At 39.2% G+C, this 23,364-nt stretch carries 19 protein-coding genes; 11 read left to right on the forward strand and 8 right to left on the reverse strand.

Annotated features, from left to right (window positions below):
• Nucleotides 1–179: 179 nt before the first annotated feature.
• The 9 genes from A3860_RS08575 (at nt 180) to A3860_RS08615 (ending at nt 8,080) form a co-directional block, all read left to right on the forward strand.
• Nucleotides 180–530, forward strand: a complete 351-nt coding sequence (locus A3860_RS08575) for a helix-turn-helix transcriptional regulator (RefSeq protein ID WP_081146137.1) — start codon at nt 180–182, stop codon at nt 528–530.
• Nucleotides 531–893: 363 nt separating this feature from the next.
• Nucleotides 894–1,268 (forward strand): helix-turn-helix transcriptional regulator, encoded by a 375-nt coding sequence (locus A3860_RS08580; protein WP_081146138.1) that lies wholly within the window; start codon nt 894–896, stop codon nt 1,266–1,268.
• Nucleotides 1,269–1,666: 398 nt separating this feature from the next.
• A complete protein-coding gene (locus A3860_RS08585) occupies nt 1,667–2,086 on the forward strand; it encodes a helix-turn-helix domain-containing protein (RefSeq protein WP_081146139.1) in 420 nt (139 codons plus the stop codon).
• A 465-nt stretch (nt 2,087–2,551) separates the two neighbouring features.
• Nucleotides 2,552–3,439, forward strand: a complete 888-nt coding sequence (locus A3860_RS08590) for a glycosyltransferase family 2 protein (protein ID WP_081146140.1) — start codon at nt 2,552–2,554, stop codon at nt 3,437–3,439.
• A gap of 89 nt (nt 3,440–3,528) precedes the next feature.
• Nucleotides 3,529–5,067, forward strand: a complete 1,539-nt coding sequence (locus A3860_RS08595) for a hypothetical protein (RefSeq protein ID WP_081146141.1) — start codon at nt 3,529–3,531, stop codon at nt 5,065–5,067.
• The gene (locus tag A3860_RS08600) at nt 5,064–5,528 is read left to right on the forward strand and encodes a MauE/DoxX family redox-associated membrane protein (RefSeq protein WP_081146142.1); all 465 of its coding nucleotides are present in this window, start codon (nt 5,064–5,066) and stop codon (nt 5,526–5,528) included. Before A3860_RS08595 ends, A3860_RS08600 begins: the two co-directional genes overlap by 4 nt.
• 5 nt (nt 5,529–5,533) lie before the next feature.
• Nucleotides 5,534–7,087 (forward strand): hypothetical protein, encoded by a 1,554-nt coding sequence (locus A3860_RS08605; protein ID WP_081146143.1) that lies wholly within the window; start codon nt 5,534–5,536, stop codon nt 7,085–7,087.
• Nucleotides 7,088–7,104: 17 nt separating this feature from the next.
• A complete protein-coding gene (locus A3860_RS08610; protein WP_081146144.1) occupies nt 7,105–7,599 on the forward strand; it encodes a TlpA family protein disulfide reductase in 495 nt (164 codons plus the stop codon).
• A gap of 190 nt (nt 7,600–7,789) precedes the next feature.
• Entirely contained in the window at nt 7,790–8,080 is a 291-nt protein-coding gene (locus A3860_RS08615; RefSeq protein WP_081146145.1) for a hypothetical protein, read from the forward strand.
• A gap of 138 nt (nt 8,081–8,218) precedes the next feature.
• On the opposite strand, the gene A3860_RS08620 is transcribed toward A3860_RS08615, so the two are convergent.
• Nucleotides 8,219–11,062, reverse strand: coding sequence for an alpha/beta hydrolase family protein (locus tag A3860_RS08620; protein WP_081146146.1), 2,844 nt, complete (start codon nt 11,060–11,062; stop codon nt 8,219–8,221).
• 422 nt (nt 11,063–11,484) lie between these two features.
• Between A3860_RS08620 and A3860_RS42250 the strand changes: the two genes are divergently transcribed.
• On the forward strand, nt 11,485–11,646 hold the full coding sequence (locus A3860_RS42250; RefSeq protein WP_158085171.1) for an ATP-binding protein: 162 nt from the start codon (nt 11,485–11,487) through the stop codon (nt 11,644–11,646).
• A 315-nt stretch (nt 11,647–11,961) separates the two neighbouring features.
• Here A3860_RS42250 and A3860_RS08630 read toward each other — a convergent pair whose 3' ends face one another.
• Nucleotides 11,962–12,456, reverse strand: coding sequence for a hypothetical protein (locus A3860_RS08630; RefSeq protein ID WP_081146148.1), 495 nt, complete (start codon nt 12,454–12,456; stop codon nt 11,962–11,964).
• Nucleotides 12,457–13,281: 825 nt separating this feature from the next.
• Here A3860_RS08630 and A3860_RS40480 point away from each other — a divergent pair.
• Nucleotides 13,282–13,473, forward strand: a complete 192-nt coding sequence (locus A3860_RS40480) for an ATP-binding protein (protein ID WP_143774009.1) — start codon at nt 13,282–13,284, stop codon at nt 13,471–13,473.
• A gap of 105 nt (nt 13,474–13,578) precedes the next feature.
• On the opposite strand, the gene A3860_RS08640 is transcribed toward A3860_RS40480, so the two are convergent.
• The 6 genes from A3860_RS08640 to A3860_RS08665 form a co-directional block, all read right to left on the reverse strand.
• Nucleotides 13,579–13,764, reverse strand: a complete 186-nt coding sequence (locus A3860_RS08640; protein ID WP_081146150.1) for a hypothetical protein — start codon at nt 13,762–13,764, stop codon at nt 13,579–13,581.
• 59 nt (nt 13,765–13,823) lie between these two features.
• On the reverse strand, nt 13,824–15,245 hold the full coding sequence (locus A3860_RS08645) for a thioredoxin family protein (protein WP_158085172.1): 1,422 nt from the start codon (nt 15,243–15,245) through the stop codon (nt 13,824–13,826).
• 66 nt (nt 15,246–15,311) lie between these two features.
• Entirely contained in the window at nt 15,312–16,763 is a 1,452-nt protein-coding gene (locus A3860_RS08650) for a RagB/SusD family nutrient uptake outer membrane protein (protein WP_081146152.1), read from the reverse strand.
• A gap of 47 nt (nt 16,764–16,810) precedes the next feature.
• Nucleotides 16,811–20,224 carry a SusC/RagA family TonB-linked outer membrane protein gene (locus tag A3860_RS08655; RefSeq protein WP_081146153.1) on the reverse strand — a complete coding sequence of 1,138 codons (3,414 nt, stop codon included), beginning with the start codon at nt 20,222–20,224 and terminating at the stop codon, nt 16,811–16,813.
• An 825-nt stretch (nt 20,225–21,049) separates the two neighbouring features.
• Nucleotides 21,050–22,273: a FecR family protein gene (locus tag A3860_RS08660; RefSeq protein WP_081146154.1), complete on the reverse strand. Its 1,224-nt coding sequence runs from the start codon at nt 22,271–22,273 to the stop codon at nt 21,050–21,052.
• Nucleotides 22,274–22,430: 157 nt separating this feature from the next.
• On the reverse strand, nt 22,431–23,048 hold the full coding sequence (locus tag A3860_RS08665) for an RNA polymerase sigma factor (protein ID WP_081146155.1): 618 nt from the start codon (nt 23,046–23,048) through the stop codon (nt 22,431–22,433).
• Between the last annotated feature and the right edge of the window lie 316 nt (nt 23,049–23,364).

Genomic DNA, 23,364 nt, shown 5'->3' on the forward strand with positions numbered 1-23,364 from the left:
AGAAATATTTTACCGGCTTGGGAAGGGAGTCTAATTTTGTAAAGAGCCCATAATTGAGACGTATACCATCACATCGATCCTTACTCCCTACACATCAACGCTGATGAAATTTTGACGATGCCGGCAACTATTATAGCTGCTGATACGAACTGATTTTGTAGCACTATAAAACTTTTTCTATGGGCAATGGCATACGATTGACGCCATACCTTGTAGCTACCGTTACCAGGGTAAAGGATTATATTGATGAACATCCATTGGAAAAGAAAACAACCAATGAGCTGGCACAATATGCCGGCATCAGCCGCAACCTGTTACAGAAAGCATTCAGGGAGCTATATAGTACGCATATAAAAGAATACTATACCGCGCAAAAAATGGAATCAGCTATGTTACTATTGAAAGCAGGCATGCCCATCAGACAGGTGGCCAGGCAGTGCCGTTATCGCTCACACAGTGCTTTTACTACCGCATTCCGGAATAAATATGGAATGGCGCCACTGAGTTGGTTGAAACAAACCGGTTTATAATATAACAATAAAGAATAGGTGTTCAATCGGTGCCAAAGTGCAAAACATGAAGTGATCGTGCTAAAATGTAAAATTGGGTAAAGTAACTTACGCCTGAATTATCTTAAAAACTCCAAAGCCAGTCCCTGGCCAATTTGTAGCAGTATATAAATACCGACTGTGTAATACACTTTCGGGAACCTTACCGGTTTGAATAACTATCTTATCCGCCAAAGCACCGGAAATTAAAACCTTTTTGACAATATAAGGTTGAATTAATTAATATCCATTAAGATCGTTCCAAAAACTGAAAGTGCATTTTTTCAGTCAGTATTCTATTTCAATTAACAGAGCGCACCCTGCACTGATAAACCTATTCTTGTTATGACAAACCATAACCATTACACCTTGTATGTTTTGCAAGCCGTTGAGCTGGTAAAGCAGCAAATAGAAACGGATCCGTTCAAACACCGGATGTGCAAAGAGTTATTGGAACTTATTACACCTGTTAACCGGAAGATATTGGAGAAAGCATTTAAAGAGCTTTATGGGTATCGAATAAAAGCGTACCAGGTAAAGCAGCGGCTTGCATTTTCGAAGAATTATTTACAGGAAGGGATGCCCGTAAAGCGGGTGGCGGCGAAGTGTTATTACAGATCACAAAGTGCTTATTGCACGGCGTTCAAAAAAGAGTTTGGCCTTACGCCTACCGAATGGATCAGGATAATAATACAAAGAACGCCCCCTATGTTAAATTGATGTGAAGGAACAAAAAAGTAAAACAATGGTACAAATTTCAAAAATGGGTGCATGTAATTTGCCTGAAGAAACTACTTCGCTGCTATTCCTTCAAACACCAAACCTAAGCTTGAAAAGATATACCAATTGATCCGTATCCTCCAAAGGACTCTTCAATTCCATAAATAGGGTTAAGGCACTTACTGCATAGCCCTTGTTGTTTAGCCGGGGCGTTGGCAGTAAGCTGATTTGAAGCGTTCACTTTGAATACCGAATGAATGATCAACAGGAAATGCCAGGTTAAATTTGCTTGATATGAAACAAATACGATCCATGCGAAATGCATGACACAGCAACCACTTTACTAAGCGAATGGCATTAGCCTGACCGAAACAAGATTAGTAAATAAAATTTGTGCCATGCTCAAAAATGTAAAACCTTATTCAATGTATGTGCTCGATGCTATTAAATGTATAAAGCAGCACATAGACGCCAATCCCTTTCATTACAAGACAGCCGCTGAATTACTCAATCATTTAAGTGCGCCCAATCGCAATGCAGTAGAAAAAGCATTTAAAGACCTGTATGGCGCAGGTATTAAGGAATACCAGATCCGGCAGCGATTAGCAGCATCCAAAAATTTTCTTGAACAGGGAATGACCAAAAAGCAGGTAGCTTATAAGTGTTTGTACAGAACACAAAGCGCGTTTGCTGCGGCCTTCAGGAAGCAATTCAAGATGACACCAACAGAATGGCAAACGATGTATAATAGTATTACGTGGAATAATGAATCAATTTTCGACAACAATCATGCATCTTTCGACAACAATCGGGCATAAATCAACAATAAGGCGATGTACCTTGCATATAGAATGAATGATGCTCCGGTCATATTGCTCCGGAAGAAAACGAAAAACGAACCATAGCTTCACTTACAGACAATAGAATTTTCAACAGCTATTTATACAGCATAAAATAAGATACTACGCATAGTAGTACAGTAAGTTTTTATCCAAACTGGATAAGGTTTCGCCGGTACGCGCTGGTTGTTTAGCCGGGGCAGAGACGGCTGATCTATTGACCCTACACTTAATTTTTTATGAAGAATGATCTGACAACTTCTTAATAGAAGGTTGATTGGAATACTATAACCCGGTAAAAAGCTAGTGCAACAATTTAACGACATTAACGAGGGATTTGAATGCTATTTAAATAATTGTTTCCGGCTAAACGGAGGATGCTCGCTCCATCTGTCACTGGCTTTGATGCCGGGGAATCTAAACATTAACTATTAAACCTTTTTCATGGATAACACAATCAAACAAGGTAATATAGCCGCTACAACATCACCTTTACCGAAAGTAGTTAATCAGGAGATAGATAACGATAATATACAATCAATAAGCTCCAACCAGCAGCCATCAACAATAAATAGACTATCTATCATTATTCCTGCTTATAATGAAGAAAAAACAATTGCACTTATACTCGATCGCATCAATGAGGTAAAGCTTATTCGAAATATTGAAAAGGAAGTAATAATTGTAAACGACTGTTCAACTGACAAAACTGAACCTGTAATACAAAATTATATCGCTAACCGCGAGGACCTTTCGATCAACTATTTCAAATATATAAAGCATGATATAAACCAGGGAAAGGGTGCGGCTATCCATACGGGCATTGCCCAGGCAACCGGCGAATACCTGTTGGTTCAGGATGCCGACCTTGAATACGATCCGGGCGAATACAATACGCTTTTAAAACCAATTGTACTGGGCTCGGCAGATGTGGTATACGGCTCACGATTTATGGGCGGCAATCCACACCGCATCCTGTTCTTCTGGCATTCGATCGGCAACCGGTTTTTGACTTTCCTATCGAACATGTTCACCAACCTGAACTTAACCGATATGGAGACAGGTTATAAAATGTTCAGAACAGATATCATTCAAAGGATAAATCTTAAGGAACGGCGATTTGGGTTTGAACCGGAAGTGACGGCGAAGATCTCGATGGTGCCAGGCGTGCGAATATATGAGGTAGGGATTTCTTACTATGGGAGAACTTTTGCGGAGGGGAAGAAGATTGGGTGGAAGGATGGATTTAGAGCTATTTTCTGCATTATAAAATATGGTTTGTTTAATAATGAAATAGTAATAAAAGAAATCAAGAAAACTTACGACGTGTAAGAGCTTAAAAACTTCAGGGCTAAACCACTAGATATGGCCCGAGGTATAATAAATAAATAGTTGTCAATCAACTTCGTCAATACTACAACATGAGTGAACAGATTTTTATACCGGCCAATCAGGTTTCATTTAGAGAATTTATTTGGGGCGAGCATAGGAATAGAACAGCTTTGAAAGCCGCCGCGATAGCAATCGTAATTCAATTTGCAATCTTCAAGTATTTCTATCCCTTTGTCAGCTTCATCCATGGAGATTCATTTAATTATATTCAAACAGCCAGTAATAACTGGGGAATTAATACGTACATGATCGGTTATCCCATGTTTCTTCGGTTTTTGAGTGTTTTTACGACCTGGGATTTTGCATTATCTGCATTTCAGTACCTATTAATACAAACCAGTTCGTTACTGCTTCTGTTTACAGTATTTTATTTTTATAAACCGACCAGATCGCTACAAATAATCTTGTTAGCATTTATGGTCCTAAATCCCCTGTTTCTATACATAGGAAACCTCGTATCAAGCGATGCTTTGTTCCTTGCTTTAAGCCTTATCTGGTTCGCACTGCTATTGTGGATTACCCACCGGCCCTCATTTAGGTTATTAATATGGCACACTGTTGTTGTGTATTTCGCATTTACCGTTCGATATAATGCAATGATATATGTCCCGATTGCCGCTCTTGCTTTTACATTATCTTCTTTCTCTATTCGCATGAAATTAGTAGGTATCGGTATGGCTATAATAGTCATTGGTTTATTCGTACTTCATACGGGCAATCAATATAAAGTTCTTACCGGTAGTTGGCAATACTCACCCTTTTCGGGCTGGCAACTTACAAATAATGCCATGTATGCTTATAGATACGTCGATAGTGCGCACCGAAAACCGGTCCCTGGGAAATTCAAAGAGCTCGACAAATTTGTTACCCAATACTTTGATAGTACAAGAGATACTGCAAAATATCCGCAAGAGGCTATGATAGCCAGCACAGTGTACATGTGGGACCCAAGGATGCCTCCATATAAATACAGACAATGGTTTTTTAGAAAAGACACTATGGCCCCAGAACTAAAAAGATGGGCTTCTATGGGACCATTGTACAAAGATTACGGAATGTTTATCATCAAACGCTATCCGTTAGAATTTATTCAATATTTTTTATGGCCAAACTCACAAAAATATTACGCGCCTCCTGTGGAGTTCTTAGAACAATATAATTCAGGAAAGAACAGTGTTCCTTCTATTGCACAGAAATGGTTCCACTATAAAACGCCACTGCTCACCATAAGGACAAAAGACCCGAAAGCACGGTTACTAGATTTCTATCCAATTTTGTCAGGAGTGATTAATGTGATAATGTTGTTCGGTTTGTTATCCTTTTTTTTGTTAGGGGGCTTTGGTCAGAATACGCTATTCAGAAAAGCTATCTTATTGAGTGGAGCAACTTGGTTGCTGAATGCCGGATTTACCATCTTCGCTTCCTCAGCCGCCTTGAGATTCCAGTCCTTCCCCATTATGCTTTCAACGGTTTTCGCTGGATTATTATTGAATTGGATATGGAAGCTGGCAAGTGCACAAACAGAACGTATATATACATCTTCTGAAGGTATAATTCTATCAACATGAAGCCATCAAAATTAAACACATTTACGGAGGCTATTACGATACTTTTTGTAATACTATTCCTATATACAGGAATCAGCAAGTTAATGGACTATACAGTCTTCAAAGAGCAAATTGCCACCTCTCCTATTCTAGCACCCGTGTCACGCTGGATAGCGGCGGCACTTCCATGGATGGAATTCGCCATCGTGATTTTGCTTGCTATTCCTAAATGGCGGCTAAAAGGGCTCTATGCATCCTTTATAATTATGATATTGTTTACAGGTTATATCATTTCTATGCTGACCTTCAACAAAGACATTCCTTGTAGTTGCGGTGGTGTAATAGAATTGCTGTCCTGGAACCAACATATCATTTTCAATACTGTGTTCATTCTATTAGCCGCAATTGCGATCGCAATAGAAAAGAGAATAAATAATGATAAGAAAAGAACAATGGCTTTCATAACTGAACCTAACAACTAGTCATCATGTTATTCGAACAACCTATATCGAATCTTTCTTTCTGGCAGTGGCTTAGGATGGATCAAGAAAACAAAAGATTACTGTGGATATCTGCCATCACCATCTTGATACAATTCATTGTGTTCAAAGCCTTTTATCCTTTGCCAAATTTTATGCCGCCGGACTCCTTTTATTACTTAGATGCAGCATACCATAACCAAACTATTAATTTTTGGGCTATAGGTTATTCAAAATTTTTACGACTGTTTAGTAGCTTTACGAATTCGGATCTTGTTTTGGTGATAGGTCAATACCTTATATTAGAGGTAAGCTTGCTTTATTTCTTATTTTCCGTACGTTATCTGACAGCTCCAAAGATTTGGACATTTCGAATACTGTTGGGAATCAGTATACTAAATCCATTATTAACCCATATTAGCAACTTTATTTCCAGCGATGGTTTATTTACAGCATTGAGCCTTTGCTGGTTTACACAGCTGTTATTCATTTTATATAAACCTAGTCTTCGGTTACTACTATCTCATAGTCTTGTACTGCTACTGGCATTTATGGTTCGTTATAATGCCATTTATTATCCCTTTATCAGTATAGGATGTATACTTTTAGCCCATATGTCGCAGAAGATAAAATGGGTAGGTATTACAGCACTCACTTTGTTACTAGGAGGATTTATTGGGCGGACGCAGTATGAATACTACAAGATGACAGGCACTGTGCAGTATTCTGCCTTCGGCGGGTGGCAGTTAGCTGCGAACGCATTATATGGCTATGCACACGCTAGACCTGATGCAACTGAATCAATACCACCAAAGTTCAGAACACTCCACTCAATCGTTAACCACCATATGGATTCCCTTAATAAACTTTTTTTTATTTTCCGACCTGACCTGGATATTGGGGTCTATTATTTGTGGGATGGAAAATCGCCTTTAAAAGTTTATCTGGCAAAACACCGACCAAACGATACCCTTACGCCCTACTTCAACCGCTGGGCGGCTGTGGCGCCCTTATACGCCAGCTACGGGCGATACATCATTTTTCATCATCCCCGAACCTTTTTGAAATATTTTGTGTGGTCAAATTTTGTCAAATACTATGTTCCACCAGCTGGATTCATGGAGGACTACAATGGAGGAGAAGACGTGGTCGCCCCAATAGCAAGTACATGGTTTGGATGGAAGGATAACAAAATATATAACAATTTCGGAAACAAAAAGATCAGAATAGCAAAAGCTTTCCCTCTCATTTTGGCGATGAGCAACTTCATTTTCGTCATAAGTTTCATCGGCTTTACAGGACTAGGCGGTTTCAAAAAGTGTTCGGTTCAAAGCAGGCGAATCTTGTTCTTGACCCTTATCGTTTGGGGTAGCAATATGATATTCAGTGTTTTGTCGGCGCCTATTGAACTGCGTTACCAGTTATTTCCAATGGTACTCACATGTACAATACTCTTCCTGTTACTATCATTCATTGTATCAGAAAGCAGAGCGGGAAATGCTGATCAAAAAATGGATCATGGTAATGACCAGAATAAAACACCAAGTATTCAGATAATATAGTATTAAACACAAACACTATGAAAAAAATAGTATTGCTGCTACTCTTAGTATGGTTAACGGGTTGCTCCGAACGCAAACCAGCTGTAGTAACCGGTTTAGAAGGAAAAACTCTTCCTTCTTTTAATTTCCTGCTTATGGATAGCACCCAAGTGAATACCAGTAATATAGATAATGGAAAACCAGCAGTTATATTCATTTTTAGTCCTTATTGTCCCTACTGCAGAGCTCAAACCGAAGCTATCATTAATGATATTCAATCTGTACGCAATATTAATTTTTATTTGCTGTCTGGTTTCCCTTATAATTTGATCAAGGACTATTATAATCATTATCAATTGAAAAAGTATTCTAACATTACTGTTGGTCAAGATTATAGTGACTTTTTAGGAAATTATTATAAGGCACCCGGCGTCCCTTATATAGCGATTTACAAATCCAAAAAATTGAAGCAGGTATTGATGGGGAACGTGAGTATTAATGTGATACGCAATATTATTCAAGATCAGAAGTAAAGGGAGTTGAAAAATATTGTGGGCACACCCTAATCAGGAATGCCTGCAAGATACAGAGTAGCTGGCAGAGGAAAGGGCCCACTTTAACCAAGCTGCTCAATATCAGTGGGGAAGCCGAAAACCACTAAAAAAGAGTAGGCGTTTTATTTAATCTATCTTTAGCTTTTTGATGCAAAAAAGCACTTTAATTATGAAAAAAGCAAAATTAATGCTCACTGGCATCGCCATCCTTGCTATTGTTGGTGGAGCGCTTGCCTTTAAAGCAAAATCAGCTTTTAGCACTCAATTCTGTACGTCTACAACTAGTGGTACATGCGTTAGCTCTTTTCAAAATGGTAAAACTGCAACTAGCGGTACCAGAACTTACTATGTTGTAACAGATGATCCTACTGCCTGCGCATCAGCCGCTCTCAATTGCTCTGGAGATAAGAACCATGGCAACATAACCACAAGCACTACATTTATTGTAGCTGAACCATAACTGGGAGTCTAATGCCAACGTGCATTAGTAGCCGGAGGGGTGACTATATAATCACCCCTCTCTTTTTAGCCTAAAAAATAAACGAAAAAACAAAACAATTCATTCAAAAGGATCGGATGCCATATTGAGGCAATCCATTTATTTTATAATTAATTTGTTTTTTTGAATTGAATCTGCAGCTAGATGCGGCTCGACTGCTGGCTTTATGGACATTTGTGGGTGCTTTGTGTATTGCTTATTCCATATTTTACAAACCTCGCAATCTTTACTACAATATTCGACAGTATCCAAATCATACCCATTTTCAATCTGCTTCAACCTGGCCGGAATTCCTTTTGTCATCCAGATAGGAGCAGGTTTTTTCTTTAAATAATGGTCGAAAAATTGCATTGCCCTCATTGTAAAGTCTTCTTGATCCTTTCCGGGATATAAGCTATGCCCTCCATGATCGTATTGCAATAGCCAGGCTGGTTTTTCTTGTCGCCGCAGAGATAGAAACAACTCCATAGACTGTGGCCAACCTATATCATCTTTGCAATGTAGAATTAACAAAGGGCTAGTCACTTGATCAGCCGAAAAGATCGGAGAATTTTTAATCCAAAGATCAGGCCGTTGCCAAATCGTAAATCCGATGCTTTTTTCATACAATTTATCCATTCCAGCATCTATCCCTACCACCGAAAGCGACCTACTGATCAAATCACTTGAACCACCAGACCCCTGTAACGCAGCAGCAAACAAATGCGTATGTGTAACCAAATAATTCGTTTCTGATCCCCCCCAGCTATGTCCTGCAATACCCATCCGCTGAGAATCAACAAACGAAAGTGTTGAAAGGTGCTTTGCAGCAGACACTACCGCGTTATATGCATCTTTCGCATTAACGACGTCTTTCGAAAATTTTGAAGCCCACTGATAATGAATATCAGGAGTAAATATTAAGTATCCACGGCTGACGAACCAAGGAATATTTATGTTTGCGTCTGTCGAATACATGGGTCGAGGAAATTGATATAATCGGTGAGACAATTGCTCATAATAATTGAATATAACAGGATATTTTTTGCGAGGGTTAAAATTTTCGGGTTTGTATAATATCCCTTGGCAAAAAGTACCGTCCAATTGTCTCCAGTTGACTAATTCCGCGGTTAGCCAGTTGTACGAATGCTGGGGAGAAAAGTTTGTCAAAGGGGTAAAGGTCTTAAAATCACGAGTTAGGAATAAATTGATAGCCTCAGAAGTTGATTCTCTGGAAACAATCCACACGTTGGCGTCCAAAGCCTTATTGAGTATTCGGATCCCATCAAATACCATAGATAAATCAACACCTCCTCCGAAAACCCATGGCCCCATTACTAAACTATCGGGCGAAGCACTCCCATCCGGCCGACAGCTAAAAAATCCAGAATATTTATTCCGAGTATCAAATGCTGCTAGCAGCAAACGTTCTTCATTATCCATTAACCTATCCAATTGACCGCTCATCAGCCTGAATTGAATTTGATGTTTTCTTCCGTAACCCTTTGTTACATTTATAGGAGCCCGCTTTCCGGTTAGATCCATTCTCCAAATATCATAATTGTCGTATATTAGTACAGTAGAGTCTTTATACCATTTACCTATCCCCACGGCGTGAGAAATCAAATCCTTCGGAAACCCGGTAGGCTGCAGATTAAAACCAACATTGGCACCACGAGATAAGTTTACTATTTTCCCTGTTAAAAGGTCGCAGCTGAAGTAGGTGTTTATATCAAAATATACAAGGTAATGGCCGTTCGGACAAATCCAGAAGTCGCCTTGAGGTGTTTTCGTAGGTATTATTATCCTTCGACCATCCTTCATCGACACCAGGCTGTATAAAGGTAGAGGATGCAACCACCAGCGGTCACCATCGCCTGCCTCATTAACAATCACTACGAAATCGCCCCATGTATCTGTTGTCAGCACTCGTTCACCTTCCGCGATCAGTCGAACCACTAAATTCTTGTCAATGCCAATGACGGCGGCAAATAAACGCGGACCTGGATTTACTAATTGTTTCGATTGAACAATGCTGTCCTTATAATTCCATACGTCTACGCTGGCCAGCATTGCATTCGGCTTCCTTCTATCAGCCCGTGCTTCCAACTCGAAAAAAATATACTGCCCGTCTTTACTAAAGCGAGGAGAAGATGGGCAAATGGAAAACTCGCTTTGCATCCCATCGGTTTCGTGGGTAGCTTTCCTTAACGCTTTTTCCATTCCCTTTTTATAATACCATAAGGTATGAACCAATCCTCCATTCATATTTTCTTCCACAATAAAAGCCACCTGAAGCCTATGCTCATCAAGGCTATACCCACTAATATCAGCATTGCCCATACAATCTCGCTGCGAGCACCAAATGGTTACAACTTTGCCGTCAGCTAATTCAACCCACTGCAAGGAAGATGACGCTTTTCCATCCTTCTTTGCCCTTACCTTAAGCAACAACTGCTCCCCTTTTACGTCAAGCGAGTAATCCTCTACAGAAACGAAACGTTGTTTATTGCCAGTTACCAGATTATATAGAATTAGTTCATGCTCTTCTCCCTTCATTCTATACGCCAGCCATTGTCCTGTTTCCCCTTGACTAAAGGACTGAACACCAGGAATTGTATCCAACTTGTCAGAGCCCAACAATAATAAATACAATGTATCATTTTTAAGAAAGATAAATTGTTTACTATTCATTGAGAAATCACCTGTTATTGAGCCAGCTAACTCCCTGCGCCAACTTCCTCTTGTTGACTGTATAATGAATTTATTTCTCTTCGTTCCAAATTTTATAATATAGGTGAAATAATTTCCGTCGGGACTTACTAACAAAGGATGATCAAAGGTTGCCCAATTGGAAAGTGCTTCGCTATCGATGATCTGTTTAGCAAAAGAGCTTCGTTCAGAATCCTGTGCCAAAGAACCAAGAGCAAAGACAATAAGAGCAAACATCAAAAAAATACGCATAAAAATTGATTGACTTTGATATTCTTAAAGATAGAACATTTATTCGACCCCAAAGTGCGAACGTTATCGCCGGACAACTATCGGTATCCTGATGAATCTTAAATATTCCAAGAAGTTGTTTCATCCATGCAACGCATTCCCCAAATATGCAATTTACATTATGAAGTTTACAGGGTAACTTAGAACGACCAGGAGATTACGGCCTTTATGCGGCATTATGAGTTCGGGTAACAAAATAGCAACATCAAGCAGTCCTCTAAAATCAACTTTTTTCCGGTATTAAAACTGAAGTTTATCTGTACATTAAAAGATTTATTCATATACATATGTTCATGCAAGTTATACATGTATCATTATCATAACTATAAACTTTTTATAAAGAATAATTTATACTTGCGGCTCGCCAGGTTCAGATACAACGTGTGCCAGAACGGATTCACTGTACTCCTGATAGGAACTTATCCAAAGAACAACTTCAACTACTTTGCGAACCGGCATTCATTGAAAATGCCGAAAACTTTCTGATCATCGGCGCAACAGGTTGTGGAAAATCTTACCTGGTCTTTGCCGTAAAGCCTGCATGAACGGATAAAAAGCGTTTTACTTTTCCATGAACTGGTTTATTGAACACATTACTACTGTCCGACTCGATGGTATATATAACCGCTTCCTAAATACACTATTCAAAACTCCTTTGCTTATCCTGGATGACTCTGTTCCTGCTTTGTCAAAATATTTTGCTGCATTTTTTCTTACTAACATATGGGACTATCTTACCGCCAATCACTCTCGCTGATTTTGTTCCATAAATATCAACATTTCAAAAATCTAAACTATGATCGACGATATTGAATGCCAGCGTCTGTCGTCAGGTCTTAACGAAAGTAAAAAAGCACTGATCAAAATGTTCTCTTCTTGTAGACGCCTTCCATTGACCATATTTCTCCGGAGATCAGGTTTTCATCAAACCTATTCAGGATGAGAATATTGGTCCCAGAGAGGTTCCAATTATATACTATTTTATGTTCTACCTTTCCAGAAACAATATTTTGGTAAGTCAGATTTTGTATAAGTCGAAAACCATCGTCTTTCCATTGTACGACATTTTTTTTAACCTTATCTGGTAACATCAGTAACTCTGACATTCCGCCAACGATTAATGTGTCAATATAGACAGTATCTAACCCGTTTTGATTCAATGTTTGTTTATGTATTATAATTGAGTCCTCATGTTGTATTACCCGCATTTTACTAGGTACTCCATTTATATAATCATTGCCGCGATTAGAAGTCCGCTTATTAAGAATCCAAGTACCTGAAAAATCTGCATTTTGAGCGTGTGCTAAATAAAGTGAGGAAAAAAGCACAATTAAAAATGATAATCCCTTTCTCATAGTTCTGTTTTAGTATGTTAATATATTATTGTCCACAGCTTCTTCAGCACAGGAAGAAAATCTCAGTCATTAATGCAAGTACACTTTTAACCAATGTATCGGGCAAACGATTGCCTTTTTTGCATGCAAGAAATCATCGTGCATTATATATTCGGTATTGGGTAATAATTATCAGTCCAGCATCCATGATTTCAATTAAGATTGCAGCTGTAGATGATCGCCATTTTTTTTGAATAAAAGTATAAACTCCTATTAATAAGGTGTATACGTTTTTAGAAGGGATAGCTCATCTAATGAAAGACAAGGCCAACAAGATGAAATTATTTAGAACCATAGCTTATATACACATTCAATAAAAAACACTTCTATGCACCTTTACGTGATAAAATTTACCGCACCCTTGATGAGCTTAACAACGCCATTCTTAGATTACTGAAAAGGCACCAAAAGCAACCTTTTCAGAAAAGAGAACAAAAATCGAATCGACCTGTTCACTTCCGCAGAACAGCTGTTGCTGCAATCGTTTCGGTCGAAACCTTATGTCATGATCGGCCGACCGGCACTCTATTGGCCCGGATTTTTTATTCAACGACATTTAGGATGATCATCCGACTTAATATGATAAGTTAATAGCAAGATCACAACGCTGACCGCTACTATCAATCTAAGCTGGTCGAATAAGCTCCATGGACCAACGCCTTGGAAAATGAGAAAAAAATTATTCAAGCTTATAATGCAAGCGATAACAAAAAAGAATTGTTCGATAAACTTTCTATTGTCCATATTAATTCCATTCTGCTTTATCAAAAAAATATAAAATATAATATGCAATTAACGCTGCTGCAGATCATGGAAGACCGTTATAAGAAATATCCGATCATGATCACCTCCCAGTTGCCCGTTAAAGAGTGGCATGGATATATCGGCGAGCCAACCATTGATGATGCCATTATGGACAGATTGACAGCCACCAACCACCGCCTTGAATTTAAAGGAAAATCTCTCAGAAAGAAATAATCCCTACTACCCCTACTAAGTTTACATTGTACCGACCCTCGGCGTTTACTTCGTGAATCATGCTACAAAAACACCTTGCGTTCACTATCACTCCGAAACAGCGGTTCAACTCACTCCGAAATATTCAGGAATTGCATTGGCTTCCTTCCTACTGCATGGAATACCAAAAGTCCAAAATTCACTGCCTGATGAATTTAAAACTTGAAAAACATATTCATATACAGGTGTACAAGCCCACTTTTTGCCAATCAACAATCGTTTAATTTTGTCAATTTCCAATACGGTATCCATAATAGGTATATTACTACTGACAGCGCCACCTACTAAGTAATAGCCACAAAATATTCAGTTTACATAAGCCCGTTACCAAAAAAATCATTTTTATCGATATATCTTGGCCACGTAGGCTTGCCAGTTTTTATTTTATCCAGCGTTTCCCGGAATTCATTGATAAGAGTTTCCGACTGCTTTCGTTTAATAGCCTGCTGTATCGCCTCCTCTTCCTTTTCAACAGCTTCTTTTACTCTACCCGCCTTGTACAGCAAGTTGGCATAAGTGTCCAAGTACAATCCGGCATATAGCCCTCTGGCTTTCTGCCTTTCCACTATCCCTTGCATACATTCGACGGCCAAATCAATCTGTTCCTTGTCAACGCTACGCTTGAATATTGCGTTCCAAACTACTGTATTAAGTCCTAGATCAAGGTCTCGGTTATAATTATCCTGGCTATAATTATTTATTAGTATTGTAAAATATTTGGCACATAAGGCGTAGTCATGTTGGCCTTCGTACCACGACACCTGTGCTTGCAACACTGTACGATTGGCAAAATCAGAATCGTATTTAGCAGCTATTTTTTTCTTATACGTAGGCCAATCGGGAGAGTTTTCGGTTACAAGCATCGAGACATCATCTTTATGATTCTGCTCCTCTAAATTTAGGTAAGGATAAATATCTTCATTGAGAATTATTTGATCCACAAGAAGGTGGGCAAATCCCTTTTGCGCCATGACGGAATCTACTTTTTCTCCATTAGGGTAAAACAGGTGAAAAAATTTATCTTTTGAACTTTGAGTAAGGGATGCTATAATTGAAATGTACTCTTTTTTGTACAATTGATCTTGTGGCAACGTTTCAATATAAGCCTCGTAGTCCTTTACAAGGTCTTGTAACACATCGTTCTGTCTCAAATACCTGGCGGTATCAATAAGTGCAGGAATAACTTTATAATCTTTTTTGCCCAATTGATATTTTGCTAAAAGAGAATAGTATTTCAAAAAGCGCCCAGCCCCGTTAGGGTTAACCGCATTTTTTGCAATTGAAATCATGTCGTTCACATCTTTATAACCGACATCTCTGTATACCAGTTTACCTTCGGGAGAAAAGTACAGATAAGTAGGAAAAGCTGGCATGCCATATTCCGTCTTAATTCTCTCAGCATCTTTATACCAGATCTTAACGGCGTCTTCATCTTTGTCGGTTTTGTCCATTTGACATCTTACAGAAAGAAAATTCCTGTTATAAAAGTCCCCCACTTCCTTTTTTGGAAAGATCTCGTTTTCCATTAACTTACATGGCCCGCACCAGGTAGTGAAGCAATCTATAAAAATGTATTTATGCTCTTTTTTTGCTTTCTTTAGCACTTCCTTCCAAGTTAGCCCCTTGACAAATTTGACTCCATTTAGGGTCGAGTCATTATACAAATTTATCTGCTTAGCTTCAACCCGGCCCATTACTAACATAGATGCCACTAGATAAACCAAATTCTTCATTGAAACTCTTTTTATTTTTAAGTACCCAACAAGATCCATCTTTAAATTCATTCTGTTGTCCAGAACCTAATATCCCGAGTTTTGTGCAAGATTTATATCGGCGTTTATATCTTTAAATGGTAGCGGAAAGAGTTTTTGAAAGTTTTTCCATTGACTACTGTTCTTTTGAGAACAGACAAACGTCATCACAGCGTCGACATTATTCGTTCTTTTTAGGTCAAGCCATCTGTGTCCCCACTCGCTAAATAGTTCAACCTGTCTTTCGTGTAAAATAGCAGCGAGTAAAGAGCTTTTATCAGCAGCAGTAGTATTTGCCAGACCAGCCCGATGGCGGACAATATTCAAATCATTTTGTGCGGCTTGAATATCTCCCTTTTGCGCTTCAGCTTCTGCTCTAATTAAATACTGCTCTGCCAATCGAAAGACCATCAAGTATTCAGTGAGTGGCGCATATGATGTAGCGCTCTTATACTTAAATGGGTAGTAATACCGATCAGTATTTAAGATTACACTATCTATCCAATGCGCTCTCCGCTGATCCGATGCCTCAAAGCTGTAAAGTAATTGAGGGCTTAAATAAACAGGATGGTCAGATTCATCAGGCCCGGAGGAAGGAAGAATGAAATGCCAGGCATCTTCGGTATTATGCTCGGAGCTAACGGGCTGCAATTGCCAGATCGCTTCATTGCTGTTTGCTAAAAACGCATCATCTAAAGCAGTCAAGGTAAATAAGGAGGAGTTATTTATGACTGAGCTTGCCTCTGTAATTGCATTAGGCCAATCTCCCGTGTAAAGAAAAGTCCTGGCCAACAGAGCCGTTGCAGCCCACTTGTTCGGTCTCGTTCTCTCTGAAGTGGTTTTTAACACAGAAGCATCTACAAATTTATCGTTGAGCATGCCCTGCGCAGTATTTAAATCTGTAATGATCTGTTGATACACTTGGGATATTGGCGTTCTTGGAAGTGTTGCGTTTCTTTTATAGTCAGCATTTAACAGCAAAGGAACGTCACCAAACATATTAACCAGGTAAAAATAAAAGAATGCCCTCATGAAAGTAGCTTCACCAAGGAGCTGCTCCTTAACTGCTGGGGTTAATGTAACGGAAGCATTCAACCCTTCAATTGCTGCATTGCAAATGAAAATATTTTGGTACAAAGGCGCCCAATACTCACTACCAGCTCCATTTGTAGGTTGGGCGAACAAGGAGTTAGTATAATAATAGTACTTTGATTCAGAAGTGGAAACTCCACTAAACAATGTCAATTCATCTGCAGAAAGTCCAAGGTTCATGGAAATACTTCCATTACCCGTAAAATTGTAACCACCTCTACTCATAGTGGTATAAAGGCCAGTAAGCACAGAGGTCGCCGTAACATCATTCAGATAAACATTAGCTCCATTGACACTTGTAACCGGAGCACTAATCTCGACAAGCTTCTTGCAGCTAGTAAAACTTGCTATCGATAGTAGCAGCCATAGCCCCAATAACTTTTTAATTAATTTGTATTTCGAGTTCATAAAATTATACTTGTTTTTTCAGTTTTGTTTGAGATGCTTTTACTACCCTATAGTCCAAGTTGGAGGCCAACAGTCCATATCCTCAATGGTGGTAGAGTCGAAAGACTTTGAGTTTCAGGATCCAAGCCTTTATAGGAAGTGATAGTCAAAAGATTTTGCCCTTGGAGATAAACTCTCGCATTATCAACATGTGCCATTCGTTGCCATTTCAACGGAAGTTGCCACGATAGTGATACATTCTTCAGGCGGATGTAGGAAGCATCCTTATAAAAATTGTCACTATTAACAACCCTGAAGATGCTGAAATCCGTTTTGGTTGAATATAACTGCACTGTTGCAACATCTCCGGGTGTTTGCCAACGGTCTAACACACCCGTGGGCTGATTGCTGGAACCGCTGAAGAATACACCGGGAAATCTAACACCGTTATAAAAGGTAAAGCTATTTGGAGCAAGCTGCTTAACAAAATAGAAAAAGAAATCGAGCTGAACGCCTTTATAACTTAGGCTGTTACCAACTCCTCCGTAGTACTTTGGAAAAGTACTGATAAGCTCAGTGTAGTCGGTTGGGAACTGAGGAGAGGAGGTAGGTTTACCATCTGCGCCAGCCACCTGGTACTTGCCTGTGGTAGAGTTCACGCCGAGGAAATGTAATTTGCGAACAACATTTATGGGTTTGCCTATGATTAAATTTCCGGTATATGGCGATGAAGAAAAGTTGGGAAACTTTAAAAGTTTATTTCTCGGTATTGTTACATTAACGGTAGTTGTCCACGTAAAAGACTTGCTTTTTATATTGGTCGATTGCAACGAAAGCTCCCAACTGGTATTTTGTACAGTTGCAGGAAAATTACTGGTGATAGAGGAATATCCAACAAAAGAAGGCAGCATAGTACTCAATAGCTGATTTGATGAGCGGTTCCTTGCATAAGTTGCGCTCACGAGAACTCTGTCTTTGATAAACCCAAGCTCGATCCCTCCTTGTAGCTTGTTGGTTTCTTCCCATTCAAGATAGGGATTGGGCAAGCCTGCAGGTGCCAATCCAACTTGATTTTGGTAAGGCGTTCCGTCGTTATCGACATTGTTGTATATACTTAAATATTGATAATCTCCGATCTGATCGCTTCCTGTTGTCCCATAACTTGCCCTCAACTTTCCAAAGCTTAAGAAACGAAGTTTTCTGACCCAATTCTCCTGGCTAAAAAGCCACGCCGCTCCCACACTCCAGAAGTTATGATAATGGTTAACCGATCCAAACCTGCTACTTCCATCATGGCGACCGGTAAGGTTAACGATATATTTATCAAGCCAATTATAGTTGAGTTTACCAAACAGAGCGGCGTATTTATACTCTGTAACATAAGAACTTCCCATAAAATACGAAGATGCAGAAGCAATATTTTCAAGTTGCTCGTCGCTATTATAACCGAAGCCTACAACGTACCCACCGCTTGTGTTATTCCGTTGAACAGTGCCTCCCGCAAGGAAATCAAGTTTCCCTTTACTTATCACTTTTTTATAACTTAATTGTGGTTCGATTATCCAAGAATTTTGATTCCTGTTTCCATAGCCAGCTGAATTTTGCGTAGAAGATCTATACTCAGGACGGATAGCGCTATAAGGAGTAGGATTAAAATCATTTGTCTGAATATTTGTATATCCAAAACTGCTCTTAAGCTCCAGTCCTGGAACAACTTGGTAACTTAGAATAGCATTACTTACCAAATTGCTAGTCTTGTTCCTGTATTTAGTAAATATGTATGCAAGTGGATTGATGAAAGTGGAAGTACCCGACGGAGTCTGTGCCCAGTTTAATGTACCATCATCATTATAAAGAGCCGGCGCATCTGGCTCAAGCAAAACAGCTTTCTGCACCAAATCGTTTACCTGTGGCAACCGGTTCATATCCAGCATATAGTTGCCTGAGAAAACTACACGAAATTTCTGATTGTTAGACGTGACTGTAAGATTGAAATGCGACGCTCCCTTTTGATCTGAAAAATTACCCGGGAAAACAGTGTTTTCGCGATGGTAGTTCCCCCCAATTAGATACTGCACATTCGCCGTTCCACCAGAAACATTCACATTAATATCGCTATATCGGGCAGTCCCTCCTATAAGCGTCTTTTGCCAGTTAGTGTACCGTGTCGTATCCCAAAATGTAAGATCATAATCTGTAGATTTCGGGGTAAGTCGGTCATTCTTAAATGCCTCATGGCGCATTTCCAGATATTGCTGTGTGTTCATCATGTCGAACGTCCTCATAACCTTTGCCGCTCCGTATTGGTAATTAATATTGATTTTTGCACCGCCGACCTTCCCTTTTTTTGTAGTAATCAAAATAGCTCCATTGGCTGCACGTGCCCCATAAATAGCTGTAGCGTCAGCATCTTTCAGGACTTCAATGCTTTCTACATCTGCGGGATTAATATAGCTCAATGGACTTCCTCGTCCATTCATGCCAGAGCCACCTAGAATGTCATCTATTCCTGTAGCAGTTAGCTCAGAATAATAAGGCACTCCATCAATTACATAAAAAGGTTCATTCCCATTTCCAATACTATTTTCTCCCTGTATTCTTACCCGAACCGCCCCACCGGATAATCCATTGACTTGTGTAATAAACAATCCCGGAACCCTGCCTGCGATCGCTTGCAAAACATTAGACACTGGTTGCTTTTCGATATCGGAGCCTTTTATTGTCGTGACATTCCCGGTTTGAAATCTTTTCGTTGTTGTCCCATACGCAATCACCTGCATCTCATCCAAATTCCCCACAGCAACCCTCAATTGCATAGTGATTAGTGACTTTCCCTTAACAGATATCTCCTGCCTGTCATACCCAACCGATGATATTAACAGCACAGCATTTTCGTCAATTCCGTTCAACACAAACTCCCCTCTCAAATTTGTTGTCGTTCCTCGGTTCGTTCCTTTAACAGTTATGTTCACACCCTGCGCCGGCGCTCCGTGCTCATCTGTTATCACGCCTCGCACATCAATCGGACCCTCCACTTTCACCGGCGACGTTGCAGGTAACTCCTTTCGTGGTCGTATAATAATCGTATTCTCATTAATCTCATAATCCAGCTTCTGCCCCTTGAAACACATGTCAAGCACTTCTTCAATGCTTGCATTCTTTACTGCAATGGAAACTCTGGGTGTGCCTTCCAGCAATTGGGAAGTATATAGAAAACGATAGCTGGTTTGTTGTTGTATTTTCTTTAAAACCTTATCAATGGGCGCATCCTTCTCCGTTAAGGATATCTTCTGCCCATATCCTGCCGCTGTCACCTGAAGGCAGGCCGCCAGTATTATTACAGCAGTAAGTTTCATAATTCTAACTGCTTGTTGCAGCATTTTGGTTTTGCCAGTTTTGGCATTAAAGCATTGCTTCGGTTTAGTTGCCTTATTGCCGTTGCCGGGCAATAAATGCACTAGTTTGCAAACGATAATTTGCATACTTTTGGGTTGAAATGTTAACTAATATGTGATGCCGTGAAGTTTCACAGGTTGACATTCCAAAGCCGGCAATGTGACAGCATTGTTGGCTTTTCTGTTTCATAGCGCTTATTAAACACAAAGCAGTCGAACGCTATAAATCAGTATGTCAATCTGTAGGGATGTGGCCTAATGCTTAATGGATTATTTATCACATGGCAGCCAGCCCCGGCATAAAACCGGTTTGAATTATGATAGGCAGGTTTATATATTCCACTCAGGATATTGCGGATTATGAACTTTCAATTACATACTTACAATTACATACTTACAATTACATACTTACAATTACATACTTACAATTACATACTTACAATTACATACTTACAATTACATACTTACAATTACATACTTACAATTACATACTTACAATTACATACTTACAATTACATACTTACAATTACATACTTACAATTACATACTTACAATTACATACTTACAATTACATACTTACAATTACATACTTACAATTACATACTTACAATTACATACTTACAATTACATACTTACAATTACATACTTACAATTACATACTTACAATTACATACTTACAATTACATACTTACAATTACATACTTACAATTACATACTTACAATTACATACTTACAATTACATACTTACAATTACATACTTACAATTACATACTTACAATTACATACTTACAATTACATACTTACAATTACATACTTACAATTACATACTTACAATTACATACTTACAATTACATACTTACAATTACATACTTACAATTACATACTTACAATTACATACTTACAATTACATACTTACAATTGTGATACAACAATTTTTTTTCCTTCCAGCTTAAATTTCACAGAGCCCGTTTTCTCCAGCAACTGCAACACTTTCGATGCATTACTGTATCTCGATATCTCCCCGTTGAATTCCCACTTCTTCACTTCTTCCCTTTCAAACCGGGTTGGCTCAAGATCATACCAGCGTTCCATCTGGCGCATGATCAATTGAATATTGGTATTATTAAAAACGAACTTACCCTCCTTCCAGGCCATTACCTGCTGTAGATCTACATCATCCAGCACATCGATCTTTGTAGCATTTAACACAGCCTGCTGTCCGGGTTTTATAATCCTTTCCGATCTGCGGCCATTTGTTTCCGTCTCCACTTTCACACTGCCTTCTAACAAGGTGACTTTAATGTCCGCTTCATCTTCATATGTATTCACGTTGAACTTTGTCCCCAACACAACTACTTCCATACTGCCTTTACTAACAACAAACTTTTTCCCTGATAATTTAGCCACTTCAAAATAGGCTTCTCCCGTTATTTCTACCTTGCGCTCTTCCTCATTAAAAGCTACCGGGTAGCGAATAGAAGATTGCGCATTCAACCATACCCGGCTACCATCGGAGAGTTGCATATACACAACATCACTTCCCTTCGGTACCGTCAACGTATTATAGATCAGCTTATCGGTTATCGCTTTCCCTTCGGCAGAATAAAGCAGCTTACCATTGGCATCCTTAACCACTTTTGTAGCGCCCTGCGTTGCCAACAAACCGCTCGTTAAACTATCCAACACAATTGTTTTTCCGTTATCAAGCGTAAGGGTCGCGTGTGTGGTAGTAGGGCTGGCATCTGTTTGAACTGCCTTCACAACAACTGGCGCTTCTGGCAAAGCCCTGCCCGGTTTCTTTAAATAATAGATCCCCAGCGATACAAATAAGATGATCACCGCCGCCGCAACATACCGCCACCATTTTAATTGTGTTACTTTGGCTTCGCGCTCTAACTGCACATCCCAACCGTGTTCCCGCATCCGCGCCCAGGCTTTTTCAAGATCTATCTGCTTTCCATCCTGATAAGCCCGAACCTCGGCCATTAGCCCGGGAAGATTATTAAGTTCATCAAAGAATTGCCTGTTTTTTTCAGATTGTTGCAGCCAGCTTTCGAGATCAGCCGAGTCTTCAGGGGTAAGCTCCTGGCGAAAATGCCTGATCAACAACTCGCTTATTTTAGCATGGTTCTCCACTCTACGCAATGGTTTATTTGATTAGTACCAGCCGGTAATAATTTTAAATTTAGTAACAGACCGGAAACATTCAGTTAATATCTATCTATATATTAAAACAACTGACTGTGCCGGAATTGTGACAAGAAGTTGAAAAATTTGAAAAAAACTTTTTTTACTATATAAGGTGGCCCGGAGGTGGTATTTTAAATTGTAGCAATGCAATAGTATGTATCAACCAGGCAATTGCCAGCGTATTTTCGGAAAGAAGGAGTCGTAAAGTCTGCACGGCACGGCGGCGTTGGGTATAAACAGTATTCACAGAAATTTGCAGGATCTCCGCAACTTCTGCGGGTGTCAATTCTTCATAATACAGCATTTTGAAAATTTTGCGGCACTCTTCGGGCAGGCTTTCAATGGCCTGATCAATAGCCTCTACCACAACAGCTTTTATCGAATGCTCGTATTCCAGCAAAGTGTCGTCTTTCATTCGTTCTGCAAATTCTCTTATCTTTTGCCTGTCCCGTTGTTTGGCCTTTATATAATTCAAACTACTGTTACGGGCACTGATGTATAAGAATGCTTTTATATTAACTTCTGTATTAAACAGGTTATAACGTTTAAAAAGGGCCGAGAAAACGGTCATGGTAATATCCTCCGCATCTTCCCTGTTATCAATTAACTTATTGATGAATAACAGAATAGACACATAATAACTTTTGAAAACCAGCTCAAAAGCTTTTTCATCTCCTTGCTGAAAATCGAGGATCGTCTGGTTTTCTAATTTATTACTCATGAAAAATTCCCGGAAATATTTTTGCTGGGCCTTACTCCAGCAAGCTACTAATTATTGATTCCGGATAAGGATTGGAAAATGCAGATAAAGGTTACGGTCGTTTTGTGGTTTGAAAAGTGTGGCAGCTAATTCTTAATTCACACTGTTATAACTGGTTAGAAGTACATTTAGGATAGCTGTTACTTTTATAACACAAACTTACGGTTAAAATAATGGAAAATAATCAGTTGGTCAAGAGAAATACCCACAGCTCAAACCCAACTGGTAATTATGCTTAAATCACATAGAATGTCTCAATTACGCTATATTACATTAC

It is taken from the genome of Niastella vici, assembly GCF_002077945.1.
GTDB lineage: Bacteria > Bacteroidota > Bacteroidia > Chitinophagales > Chitinophagaceae > Niastella > Niastella vici.

Coding starts and splice junctions, on each gene's coding strand:
- A3860_RS08575 (WP_081146137.1), top strand. CDS start 180: ATGGGCAATGGCATACGATTGACGCCATACCTTGTAGCTACCGTTACC.
- A3860_RS08580 (WP_081146138.1), top strand. CDS start 894: ATGACAAACCATAACCATTACACCTTGTATGTTTTGCAAGCCGTTGAG.
- A3860_RS08585 (WP_081146139.1), top strand. CDS start 1,667: ATGCTCAAAAATGTAAAACCTTATTCAATGTATGTGCTCGATGCTATT.
- A3860_RS08590 (WP_081146140.1), top strand. CDS start 2,552: ATGGATAACACAATCAAACAAGGTAATATAGCCGCTACAACATCACCT.
- A3860_RS08595 (WP_081146141.1), top strand. CDS start 3,529: ATGAGTGAACAGATTTTTATACCGGCCAATCAGGTTTCATTTAGAGAA.
- A3860_RS08600 (WP_081146142.1), top strand. CDS start 5,064: ATGAAGCCATCAAAATTAAACACATTTACGGAGGCTATTACGATACTT.
- A3860_RS08605 (WP_081146143.1), top strand. CDS start 5,534: ATGTTATTCGAACAACCTATATCGAATCTTTCTTTCTGGCAGTGGCTT.
- A3860_RS08610 (WP_081146144.1), top strand. CDS start 7,105: ATGAAAAAAATAGTATTGCTGCTACTCTTAGTATGGTTAACGGGTTGC.
- A3860_RS08615 (WP_081146145.1), top strand. CDS start 7,790: ATGAAAAAAGCAAAATTAATGCTCACTGGCATCGCCATCCTTGCTATT.
- A3860_RS08620 (WP_081146146.1), bottom strand. CDS start 11,062: ATGCGTATTTTTTTGATGTTTGCTCTTATTGTCTTTGCTCTTGGTTCT.
- A3860_RS08630 (WP_081146148.1), bottom strand. CDS start 12,456: ATGAGAAAGGGATTATCATTTTTAATTGTGCTTTTTTCCTCACTTTAT.
- A3860_RS40480 (WP_143774009.1), top strand. CDS start 13,282: ATGCAATTAACGCTGCTGCAGATCATGGAAGACCGTTATAAGAAATAT.
- A3860_RS08640 (WP_081146150.1), bottom strand. CDS start 13,764: ATGGATACCGTATTGGAAATTGACAAAATTAAACGATTGTTGATTGGC.
- A3860_RS08645 (WP_158085172.1), bottom strand. CDS start 15,245: ATGAAGAATTTGGTTTATCTAGTGGCATCTATGTTAGTAATGGGCCGG.
- A3860_RS08650 (WP_081146152.1), bottom strand. CDS start 16,763: ATGAACTCGAAATACAAATTAATTAAAAAGTTATTGGGGCTATGGCTG.
- A3860_RS08655 (WP_081146153.1), bottom strand. CDS start 20,224: ATGCAAATTATCGTTTGCAAACTAGTGCATTTATTGCCCGGCAACGGC.
- A3860_RS08665 (WP_081146155.1), bottom strand. CDS start 23,048: ATGAGTAATAAATTAGAAAACCAGACGATCCTCGATTTTCAGCAAGGA.